Genomic DNA, 11100 nt, shown 5'->3' on the forward strand with positions numbered 1-11100 from the left:
ACGCGAGCGGTGCGGCCCGGACGACCGGCGGGCCATGGCATGCACTATGGTTTATCTCGACATCGAGATAACTGCCCCTTACGATATATCTCGACATCAAGATACTTGCCGAGAGGCGCTCGCCGGCGATGCGGGGAAGGTAAGCCTAAGTAAGGCTGACCTTACCACCGCGTGACGGCCGGATATCGCACGAAGCACCCAGAAGGAGTCAGTCGTGTCCGCGAACAGCTTCGACGCCCGCAGCTCGCTGCAGGTGGGCGACGAGTCGTACGAGATCTTCAAGCTCTCCGCCGTCGAGGGTTCCGAGCGGCTGCCGTACAGCCTCAAGGTGCTGCTGGAGAACCTGCTCCGCACGGAGGACGGCGCGAACATCACCGCCGACCACATCCGCGCCCTCGGCAACTGGGACGAGAACGCCCAGCCGAGCCAGGAGATCCAGTTCACCCCGGCCCGCGTGATCATGCAGGACTTCACCGGTGTGCCGTGCGTCGTCGACCTCGCCACCATGCGTGAGGCCGTCAAGGAGCTGGGCGGCGACCCGGCGAAGATCAACCCGCTGGCCCCGGCCGAGCTGGTCATCGACCACTCGGTCATCGCCGACAAGTTCGGCACCAAGGACGCGTTCACCCAGAACGTCGAGATCGAGTACGGCCGCAACAAGGAGCGCTACCAGTTCCTGCGCTGGGGCCAGACCGCCTTCGACGAGTTCAAGGTCGTCCCGCCGGGCACCGGCATCGTCCACCAGGTGAACATCGAGCACCTGGCCCGCACCGTCATGGTCCGCGGCGGCCAGGCCTACCCGGACACCTGCGTCGGCACCGACTCGCACACCACCATGGTCAACGGCCTGGGCGTGCTGGGCTGGGGCGTCGGCGGCATCGAGGCCGAGGCCGCGATGCTCGGCCAGCCGGTCTCCATGCTGATCCCGCGCGTCGTCGGCTTCAAGCTGACCGGCGAGCTGCCGGCCGGCACCACCGCCACCGACCTGGTGCTCACCATCACCGAGATGCTGCGCAAGCACGGTGTGGTCGGCAAGTTCGTCGAGTTCTACGGCGACGGCATCGGCTCCATCCCGCTGGCCAACCGCGCCACCATCGGCAACATGTCGCCGGAGTTCGGCTCGACCTGCGCGATCTTCCCGATCGACGCCGAGACGATCAACTACCTGAAGCTCACCGGCCGTGACGCGCAGCAGCTCGCCCTGGTCGAGGCGTACGCCAAGGAGCAGGGTCTCTGGCACAACCCGTCGCACGAGCCGGTCTACTCCGAGTACCTGGAGCTGGACGTCTCCACCGTCGTCCCGTCGATCTCCGGCCCGAAGCGCCCGCAGGACCGCGTGGTCCTGGCCGAGGCCGCCGACAGGTTCGCCGAGGCGCTGCCGACCTACTCCTCCGAGGCCTCGAAGCCGACCGCCGTCACCGCCCCCGACGGCTCGTCCTACGAGATCGACAACGGCGCGGTCGTGATCGCCTCGATCACCTCCTGCACCAACACCTCCAACCCCTCCGTCATGCTGGGCGCCGCCCTGCTGGCGAAGAAGGCCGTGGAGAAGGGCCTGCACGTCAAGCCCTGGGTCAAGACCACCCTGGCGCCGGGCTCCAAGGTCGTCATGGACTACTACGAGAAGGCCGGCCTGCTCCCGTACATGGAGAAGCTGGGCTTCAACCTGGTCGGCTACGGCTGCGTCACCTGCATCGGCAACTCGGGCCCGCTGCCCGAGGAGGTCTCGGCCGCCGTCAACGAGTCCGACCTCGCGGTCGTCTCGGTGCTCTCCGGCAACCGCAACTTCGAGGGCCGGATCAACCCCGACGTCAAGATGAACTACCTGGCCTCCCCGCCGCTGGTGGTCGCCTACGCCCTCGCCGGCAACATGAACGTCGACATCACCAAGGACGCCCTGGGCCAGGACGCCGACGGCAACGACGTCTTCCTCGCCGACATCTGGCCGTCGGAGCAGGAGGTCGCGGACACCGTGGCCGGCTCCATCGACGAGGCCATGTTCGACAAGGGCTACCAGGACGTCTTCGCCGGTGACCACCGCTGGCAGTCGCTCCCGGTCCCGACCGGCAACACCTTCGAGTGGGACACCGAGTCCACCTACGTCCGCAAGCCCCCGTACTTCGAGGGCATGGCCAAGACCCCGAGCCCGGTGACCGACATCGCCGGCGCCCGCGTCCTGGCCAAGCTGGGCGACTCGGTCACCACCGACCACATCTCCCCGGCCGGCAACATCAAGCCGGGCACCCCGGCGGCTCAGTACCTGACCGCCAACGGTGTCGAGAAGCGCGACTTCAACTCCTACGGTTCCCGTCGTGGCAACCACGAGGTGATGATCCGAGGCACCTTCGCCAACATCCGCCTGCGCAACCAGATCGCGCCGGGCACCGAGGGCGGCTACACCCGCGACTTCACCCAGGCCGACGCGCCGGTGTCGTTCATCTACGACGCCTCGCAGAACTACCAGGCCGCCGGCATCCCGCTGGTCGTCCTGGCCGGCAAGGAGTACGGCTCCGGCTCGTCCCGCGACTGGGCCGCCAAGGGCACCGCGCTGCTGGGCGTCAAGGCCGTCATCGCCGAGTCGTACGAGCGCATCCACCGCTCGAACCTGATCGGCATGGGCGTCCTGCCGCTGCAGTTCCCGGAGGGCGAGAACGCCGAGTCCCTGGGCCTGACCGGCGAGGAGACCTTCTCCATCACCGGCGTGACCGAGCTCAACGAGGGCCGCACCCCGAAGACCGTCAAGGTCAAGGCGGGCGACAAGGAGTTCGACGCGGTCGTCCGCATCGACACCCCCGGTGAGGCGGACTACTACCGCAACGGCGGCATCCTGCAGTACGTGCTGCGCTCGCTGATCGGCTGAGTCCCGGCACAGGCCTGAGAGGGGCCGGACCGCACCACGCGGTCCGGCCCCTTTTGCATGCTGCGCCGGTTGCGGTCGCCCCCTTGTGCGGTGAACGGTGGATGGACTAAACCTCTGTGCCATCTGGTCCAGACCATTGATGCCGCTTCAGAGAACAGGTCCGGTATGCCCACTCGCGCCTCAGCCCTGCTCGCCGCCGCCACCGTCGCCGCGCTGCTCGCCGCCCCCGCCACCGCCAACGCCGCCGACGGACGGCACGGCCCGAAGCTGAAGGGCCAACGGGTCGGCTACTTCACCCAGTGGGGCGCCGACAGCTCCGCCAAGCGGGTCCAGGAGTCCGGCCAGGCGGCCAAGCTCACCGTCATCAACTACGCCTTCGGCAACGTCTCCGCCGAGGGCACCTGCTTCGAGAGCAACGAGGCGGGCCAGGGCGACGCCCGCAACGACTACCAGCGCCCCTTCTCCGCCGCCGAGTCGGTGGACGGCGTGGCCGACGCGCCGGGCCAGCCGCTGAAGGGCCACTTCAACCAGTTGCGCAAGCTCAAGGCGAAGAACCCCCAGCTGCGCACGGTCATCTCGCTGGGCGGCTGGACCTGGTCCAAGTACTTCTCCGACGCGGCCGCCACCGACGAGGCCCGCAAGAAGTTCGTCTCCTCCTGCATCGACCTCTACATCAAGGGCGACGTGCCGGTCCTGGCGGACTCCCCGGAGGGCGGCCGGGGCGCGGCCGCGGGCGTCTTCGACGGCATCGACATCGACTGGGAGTACCCGGGCGGCGGCGGGGACGCCGGCAACGTGGTCCGCCCCGAGGACGGCCGCAACTTCACCCTGCTGATGCAGGAGTTCCGCGACCAGCTGGACGCGCTGAGCGGCAGGAAGGGCAAGCACTACCTGCTGACCGCCGCCGTCGCCGCCAACGAGACCGTCGCCGACCGGCTCGAACTGCCGCAGCTGAGCGAGTCGATGGACTGGCTGAACGTGATGACCTACGACCTGCACGGCCCGTGGGAGGGCAAGGGCCCGGCCAACCACCAGGCCAACCTGTACTCCGACCCGACCGACCCGGACCCGCGCCGGCGCAGCGCCGACACGGCCGTCACCCACTACCAGGAGCGCGGGATGCCCTCCGAGCAGCTCGTCCTCGGCGCCCCGCTGTACGGCCACGGCTGGACCGGCGTCGCCCCCGGCAAACGCGGCGGCCTCTTCCAGAGCGCCACCGCGTCCGCGCCCGACCACTCGTACCAGGAGATCAACGCGCTGCCGGGCAAGGTCTACCTGGACCGCGACCACGGCGCGTCCTGGAAGTACGACGGCACCACCTTCTACAGCTACGACACCGCCGAGGTGCTCACCCAGAAGGCGCAGTACACGCGCTGGAACGACCTGGCGGGCGTGATGGTCTGGTCGCTGGACGGCGACGACGCCCAGGGCAGCGCGATCGCCGCGCTGGACCGCGGCCTGCGCCGCGGCTGACGGCTCCCGTGACCCCGTGACTCCGTAACCCCGTGACTCCGTAACCCCGCACCCCGCACCGCGCGCCCGGCCCCGCGAGCGCCGCGAACGGCCGTGGGCCCCGGCCGCTCCCTGGAATCCAGGAGCGGCCGGGGCCCACGGTCCTTTCGGCGCACGTCCGTCGACGTGTCCGACCGATTCCGCCTACGGCCCGTCAGGCCCGGTCGCAGGCCTGCGCCCGCAGCGCGCGGGCCAGGTCGTCCCGGCGCTCCAGCACCAGACGGCGCAGCGCCGGCGCGGCCTGCGGGTGCCCCGCCAGCCAGGCGTCGGCCCCGGCCAGGGTCTGCTCGTCGGCCTGGGCGATCGGGAAGAACCCGCCGACGATCCGCATCGCGATCTCGATGGTCCGGTCGGCCCAGACCCGCTCCAGCAGCTTGAAGTACGGCGCCGCGTAGAGCGCGGTCAGGTCGCGCTGGGAGGGGATCGAGAAGCCCGCCGTGTTGGCCTCGACCAGGGCGCTCGGCAGCTCGTCCGAGTCGATCACGGCCGACCAGGCGGCGGCCTTGGCCTCCGCGGTGGGCCGGGCGGCCAGGCTCTGGGTGTGGTGCCGCTTGCCGCTCGCGGTGTTGTCGGCGGCCAGCTCGGCGTCGAGTTCCTCGTCGCCGGCCTGGCCGGCCGCCGCCAGCGCCAGCCACAGCGACCAGCGCAGGTCCTGGTCGACCTCCAGGCCATCGATCCGGGCGCTGCCGGACAGCAGGCCGCGGACCAGGCCGAGGTGCTCGGCGCCGCCCGCGGTCTGGGCGAGGAAGCGGGCCCAGGCCAGCTGGTGGTCGCTGCCGGGGACGGCCTCGCGCAGCTCGCGCAGGGCGCCGTCGGCGAGCAGCCGGCCGCCCTCGCCGCGCCAGGCCGGGTCGGCGTAGAGGTCGACGGCGGTCTTGGCCTGGGCGTGCAGCGACTGGAGCACGCCGATGTTGCCCTCCTGGCCGGCGAACCGCAGCACCAGGGCGACGTAGTCGCGGGCCGGCATCAGGCCGTCCCGGGTGAGGTTCCAGACCGCGGACCAGGTCAGCGCGCGGGACAGCTCCTCGCGGATGTCGCCCAGACCGGCGCGCAGGGTCTCCAGCGACTCCTCGTCGAAGCGGATCTTGCAGTAGGTCAGGTCCTCGTCGTTGAGCAGCACCAGCGCCGGACGGGGCAGGCCGGCGGCCTCGGTGACGACGGTCCGGGAGCCGGTGACGTCCAGCTCGATCCGCCCGGTGCGCACCAGGGCGCCGTCGGCGTCCCGGTCGTACAGGCCGACCGCGATCCGGTGCGGGCGCAGCACCTCGCCGTCCTGGAGCACGGCCAGCTCGGTGATCCGGCCCTCGGCGTCGGTGGTGACCTGCGGGGTGAGCGCGTTGACCCCGGAGGTCTGGAGCCAGGCGGCGGCCCAGGACTTGAGGTCGCGGCCGCTGGTCTCCTCCAGCACCTCCAGCAGGTCGCCCAGCTCGGTGTTGCCGAAGGCGTGGCGCTTGAAGTAGCGGCGGGCGCCCTCGAAGAAGGCCTCCGAACCGACGTACGCCACCAGCTGCTTGAGGACGGACGCGCCCTTGGCGTAGGTGATGCCGTCGAAGTTGAGCTTGGCGTCCTCGAGGTCCCGGATGTCCGCGGTGATCGGGTGGGTGGTGGGGAACTGGTCCTGCCGGTAGGCCCAGGCCTTGCGCTGGTTGGCGAAGGTGACCCAGGCCGAGGAGTAGCGGGTGCGGGCGCCGATCAGGCCGTAGGAGCCCATGAAGTCGGCGAAGGACTCCTTCAGCCACAGGTCGTCCCACCAGCGCATGGTGACCAGGTCGCCGAACCACATGTGCGCCATCTCGTGCAGGATGACGTTGGCCCGGCCCTCGTACGCGGCGTCGGTGACCTTCGAGCGGAAGACGAACTCCTCGCGGAAGGTGACGCAGCCGGGGTTCTCCATCGCGCCGATGTTGTACTCGGGGACGAAGGCCTGGTCGTACTTGCCGAAGGGGTACGGGTAGTCGAACTCCTCGTGGAAGAAGTCGAGCCCGAGCTTGGTGACGCCAAGGATCTCCTCCGCGTCGAAGTGCGGGGCCAGCGACTTGCGGCACATCGCGGAGAGCGGGATCTCCAGCGCGGTGCCGTCGGCCAGGTCGCGGCGGTAGTGGTCGCGGACGACGTGGTACGGGCCGGCGACGACGGCGGTGAGGTAGGTGGAGATCGGCTTGGTCGGCGCGAACTCCCAGGTGCGCGCCTCGCCCTCGGCGCCGACGCTCTCGTGCGCGGCGTTGGACCAGACGTCCCAGGCGGCCGGGGCGGTCACGGTGAAGGTGAACGGGGCCTTCAGGTCGGGCTGTTCGAAGTTCGCGAACACCCGGCGGGCGTCGGCCGGCTCGTAGTGGGTGTAGAGGTAGGTCTCGCCGTCCACCGGGTCGACGAAGCGGTGCAGGCCCTCGCCGGTGCGGCTGTAGGCGCAGTCGGCCTCGACGGTCAGCACGTTCTCGGCGGCCAGGCCGTCGACGTGCACCCGGGCGCCGTCGTAGGCGGTGGCCGGGTCGAGGGCGCGGCCGTTGAGGGTGACCGAGCGGACGGCGGGGGCGAGCAGGTCGAGGAAGGTGTCCGCACCGGGCTGGGAGCAGCGGAAGGTGACGGTGGTGGTGGAGCGGAAGGTGCCGGCCGCCCGGTCGGGGGCCGAGGTCACGTCCAGCCGTACCTGGTAGCCGTCCACGGCCAGGATGCTGGCCCGCTGCTGCGCCTCGTCGCGGCTGAGGTTCTTGCCCGGCACGGCGGTACTCCTTTGTCCGGCTCGCACGGTGGTGCGCCTGTGGGTGGTGCGGTCTCGGCGCGGGGTGTGCTCCGCGCGCGGGGTCATCCTTTCACGGCCCGTGCCGCCGGTACCATTGCACAGACTGCGGCGTCCGAACCGGAATCAGCGGTGTCGGGCGGGTGTTGGCGTCCGTGGGCGGAACCTCCTCCCGGCCCCGGACCACCTCACGAAGGACACCCGCAGTGACGACTGCCGCTGAGCGCAAGACCGCCGACTTCTGGTTCGACCCGGCCTGCCCCTGGGCGTGGATGACCTCCCGCTGGCTGATCGAGGTCCAGCAGCTGCGCCCGGTCGACGTGCGCTGGCACGTGATGAGCCTGTCGGTGCTCAACGAGCACCGCGACCTCCCGGCGGAGTACCGGGAGTTCCTGGACAAGGCCTGGGGCGCGGTGCGGGTCTGCGTCGCCGCCGCGGAGCAGCACGGGCCGGAGGTGCTGGGCCGGCTCTACACCGAGCTGGGCCTGCGTTTCCACAACCAGGGCCTGCCGCAGGACCGGGAGACGGTCGAGGCCGCCCTGGTGGCCGCGGGCCTGCCCGCCGAGCTGGCCGCCGCGGCCGACACGGACGCCCACGACGAGGCCCTGCGCGCCTCGCACAAGGAGGGCATAACCCTGGTCGGCGAGGACGTCGGCACCCCGGTGATCGCGGTCGAGGGCGTGGACGGCGAGCGGGTGGCGTTCTTCGGCCCGGTGGTCACCCCCGCGCCGAAGGGCGAGGCCGCGGCCCGGCTGTGGGACGGCACCCTGCTGGTGGCCTCCACCCCGGGTTTCTACGAGATCAAGCGCACCCGTACGGCCGGCCCGTCCTTCGAGTGAGCCGCCCGTAGCCTGCCCCGGCCCGCGGCGAGGCTCCTGACCTGCGGCGAGGGCCCTGACCTGCGGCGAGGGCCCTGACGTGCGGCGAGGGCACGCACCCGCGGCGAGGCCCCTGACCTGCGGCGAGGGCCCGGTACCGATCCCGGTACCGGGCCCTCGCCGCGGTGCGTCCGCGCCGGTCAGTGCCGGGCTGCGGCGGCCCGGCGCTGCTTGAGCAGCCCGGCGCCGCTGAGCAGCGCGACCAGCACGCCCGCCGCGTACAGCTGGTCGCGGTTGCCCTCGGTGGTGGTCATCAGGGCGAGGATGCCGGCCACGCCGGCCAGCGCGACCCAGGTCAGGTACGGGTAGCCCCACATCTTCACGGTGAGCAGCTCGGGCGCCTCGCGCTCCAGCCGGCGGCGCATCCGCAGCTGGGCGACGCAGATGAACAGCCAGACGACCAGGATCGCCACGCCGGTGGTGTTCATCAGCCAGGTGAACACCGTGGCGGGCCAGAACTTGGAGGCCAGCACGGCGGCGAAGCCGAACAGGCAGGAGGCCAGTACGGCCCTGCGCGGCACGCCGCCGCTGACCTTGGCCAGCGACCGGGGGCCCTGGCCGCGGCCGACCAGCGAGTACGCCATCCGGGAGGCGCCGTAGATGTTGGCGTTCATCGCGGACAGCAGCGCGACCAGCACCACCACCTGCATGATCGTTCCCGCGGCGGGCACCCCGAGGTGGCTCAGTACGGTGACGTACGGGCCGTCGGCGACGACCTTCGGGTCCTTCCAGGAGACCAGGGTGACGACCAGGGCCATCGATCCGATGTAGAAGATCCCGATCCGCCACACGGCGGTGCGCACGGCGTTGGCGACGTTCTTCTTGGGGTCGTCGGACTCGGCGGCGGCGATGGTGACGGTCTCCAGACCGCCGTACGCGAAGACCGAGGCGAGCAGGCCGACGATCACTCCGTCGATGCCGTTGGGCAGGAAGCCGCCCTGGCCGGCGAGGTTCGAGGTGCCGGGGGCGCCGGGGCCGATCACGCCGGCGATGCCGAGCCCGCCGAGGACCAGGAAGGTGACGATCGCGGCGATCTTGATCGCGGCGAACCAGAACTCGAACTCGCCGAAGTTCTTCACCGCGGTGAGGTTGCTGGCGCAGAAGAAGGTCATGAACAGGCCGACCCACACCCAGACGGAGACGCCGGGGATCCAGCCGTTGACGATCTTCCCGGCGGCGGTGGCCTCGGCGGCGACGCCGCAGCAGAGCATCACCCAGTACATCCAGCCGGCGGTGAGCCCGGCCCAGGGGCCGATCTCCTTCTCGGCGTGCACCGAGAACGAGCCGGAGGCGGGCCGGGCGGCGGACATCTCGCCGAGCATCCGCATGATCAGCATGACCAGGAGACCGGAGAGCACGAACGCCAGGATGATCGCCGGGCCGGCGGCCGCGATGCCGGCGCCGGAGCCGACGAAGAGGCCGGCGCCGATCACGCCGCCGAGGGCGATCATCGACAGGTGGCGCTGCTTCAGCCCGTGGGAGAGCTGCTGGCCACCCGACGCCGGGCCGGCGGCCCGCCGAGTGCGTTCGGGGGTCCCGGTCGCCGGAGGGGCGGAAGTGGGGGCCATAGGGATGGTTCCAGACTGTGCGGTGTGCGGCATGAGCTGTCCAATATCCGCGACACCCCTGTCCATGCCAAAGATGACCGGCTCAGGCTCATCATGCGGACCGCACCGAAACCGGAAGTGATCATTCCATGACCAGGAGTTGTCGCGAGGCGGTTCCGACAACGCCCGAGGGCAGGGGTTTGTCCGAAACCGTGCCGTTCGCACCGTGGATCACCGCGTAGGTTCACAGGTGTTCACTCACCTGGACCTCACCGAGGAGCCCCGATGGCCACTGCCACCACCCCGATACCGCGCCGCGCCGTCCTCGCCGACCTGCTGCCCGCCGCCTCCACCCGCCTCGGCGCCCAGGCCCGCGACCTGGCCCTGGTGGCCGGCGGCGCCGCGCTGACCGGCGTGGCCGCCCAGCTGTCGGTCAACATCCCCGGCTCGCCGGTGCCGGTCACCGGCCAGACCTTCGCCGCCCTGCTGGTCGGCACCGCGCTCGGCGCCCGCCGCGGCGTCGCCTCGCTGGTGCTCTACCTGCTGGCCGGCATGGCGGGCCTGCCCTGGTTCGCCGAGGGCACCTCGGGCTGGGCGACGGCCTCCTTCGGCTACGTGCTCGGCTTCGTCGTCGCCGCCGCCCTGACCGGCGCGCTGGCCCGCCGCGGCGCCGACCGCACCCCGGTCAACACCGCCGTCACCATGGTCCTCGGCAGCCTCGCCATCTACGCGGTCGGCGTCCCGTACCTGGCGCTGTCGCTGCACGTGTCGCTCGCCCGCGCCGCCGAACTCGGCCTCTACCCGTACCTGGTCGGCGACGCCCTCAAGGCCGCCCTCGCCGCCGGCGCCCTGCCGCTGGCCTGGAAGCTGCTCGGCCGGCGCTGACCGCGCCGTCGGCGCCCCCCGTCGGCGCACCCGTTGTCGGGCCCGGGCGCACGCGCATGCCACACTCATGGGCATGCGCGTGTACCTGGGCTCCGACCATGCCGGATACGAACTGAAGAACCACCTCGTGGAGTGGCTCAAGGGGGCCGGCCACGAGCCGGTCGACTGCGGGCCGCACATCTACGACGCCGAGGACGACTACCCGCCGTTCTGCCTGCGTGCCGCCGAGCGCACCGCCGCCGACGAGGACGCCCTGGGCATCGTGATCGGCGGCTCGGGCAACGGCGAGGCGATCGCCGCCAACAAGGTCAAGGGCGTCCGGGCCGCACTGGCCTGGAGCGTGCAGACCGCCGAGCTCGGCCGTCAGCACAACAACGCCAACGTGATCTCCATCGGCGGCCGCATGCACACCCAGGACGAGGCCACCGAGTTCGTCAAGGTCTTCCTGGAGACCCCGTACAGCGGCGAGCCCCGGCACACCCGCCGGATCGAGATGCTGAGCGAGTACGAGACCACCGGCGAACTCCCGCCGATCCCGGCCCACCACCCGCAGGGCTGATCCGCCACCCACCGTCCCCGGCGGCCGGCCCGGGCTGATGACCGCCACCGCGGTGGCCGCCCGGCTCGGCGACGACCAGGTGGCCGCCCACCAGATCACCATGGCCCTGTTCAACTTCCTGG

Annotated in this window: 7 protein-coding genes; 5 read left to right on the plus strand and 2 right to left on the minus strand. The window is 71.2% G+C overall.

Annotated features, from left to right (window positions below):
• The first annotated feature begins 214 nt into the window (after nt 1-214).
• Together acnA and ACWD4P_RS26615 are read left to right on the plus strand one after the other, a co-directional pair.
• Nucleotides 215-2860 carry an aconitate hydratase AcnA gene (acnA, locus tag ACWD4P_RS26610; RefSeq protein ID WP_449781309.1) on the plus strand — a complete coding sequence of 882 codons (2646 nt, stop codon included), beginning with the start codon at nt 215-217 and terminating at the stop codon, nt 2858-2860.
• Between the two features lie 165 nt (nt 2861-3025).
• Complete coding sequence (locus tag ACWD4P_RS26615) at nt 3026-4333, plus strand: glycoside hydrolase family 18 protein (protein WP_449781310.1); 1308 nt, start codon at nt 3026-3028, stop codon at nt 4331-4333.
• A 193-nt stretch (nt 4334-4526) separates the two neighbouring features.
• On the opposite strand, the gene pepN is transcribed toward ACWD4P_RS26615, so the two are convergent.
• Nucleotides 4527-7091 carry an aminopeptidase N gene (gene pepN, locus ACWD4P_RS26620; RefSeq protein ID WP_449781311.1) on the minus strand — a complete coding sequence of 855 codons (2565 nt, stop codon included), beginning with the start codon at nt 7089-7091 and terminating at the stop codon, nt 4527-4529.
• Nucleotides 7092-7315: 224 nt separating this feature from the next.
• Between pepN and ACWD4P_RS26625 the strand changes: the two genes are divergently transcribed.
• Entirely contained in the window at nt 7316-7948 is a 633-nt protein-coding gene (locus ACWD4P_RS26625; RefSeq protein WP_359828393.1) for a mycothiol-dependent nitroreductase Rv2466c family protein, read from the plus strand.
• 179 nt (nt 7949-8127) lie between these two features.
• Here the strand turns inward: ACWD4P_RS26625 and ACWD4P_RS26630 are convergent, their stop codons facing one another.
• Complete coding sequence (locus ACWD4P_RS26630; RefSeq protein WP_449781312.1) at nt 8128-9555, minus strand: amino acid permease; 1428 nt, start codon at nt 9553-9555, stop codon at nt 8128-8130.
• A 264-nt stretch (nt 9556-9819) separates the two neighbouring features.
• Here ACWD4P_RS26630 and ACWD4P_RS26635 point away from each other — a divergent pair, with 264 nt between their 5' ends.
• Nucleotides 9820-10419, plus strand: coding sequence for a biotin transporter BioY (locus tag ACWD4P_RS26635; RefSeq protein ID WP_449781313.1), 600 nt, complete (start codon nt 9820-9822; stop codon nt 10417-10419).
• Between the two features lie 73 nt (nt 10420-10492).
• Nucleotides 10493-10978, plus strand: coding sequence for a ribose-5-phosphate isomerase (locus ACWD4P_RS26640; RefSeq protein ID WP_359828390.1), 486 nt, complete (start codon nt 10493-10495; stop codon nt 10976-10978).
• Nucleotides 10979-11100 lie beyond the last annotated feature (122 nt).

It is taken from the genome of Kitasatospora sp. NPDC002543, assembly GCF_053594915.1.

What these genes read in the sequence shown, in the direction of transcription:
- ACWD4P_RS26615 (WP_449781310.1), top strand. Translation starts at nt 3,026, where the DNA reads ATGCCCACTCGCGCCTCAGCCCTGCTCGCCGCCGCCACCGTCGCCGCG.
- ACWD4P_RS26630 (WP_449781312.1), bottom strand. Translation starts at nt 9,555, where the DNA reads ATGGCCCCCACTTCCGCCCCTCCGGCGACCGGGACCCCCGAACGCACT.
- ACWD4P_RS26635 (WP_449781313.1), top strand. Translation starts at nt 9,820, where the DNA reads ATGGCCACTGCCACCACCCCGATACCGCGCCGCGCCGTCCTCGCCGAC.
- ACWD4P_RS26640 (WP_359828390.1), top strand. Translation starts at nt 10,493, where the DNA reads ATGCGCGTGTACCTGGGCTCCGACCATGCCGGATACGAACTGAAGAAC.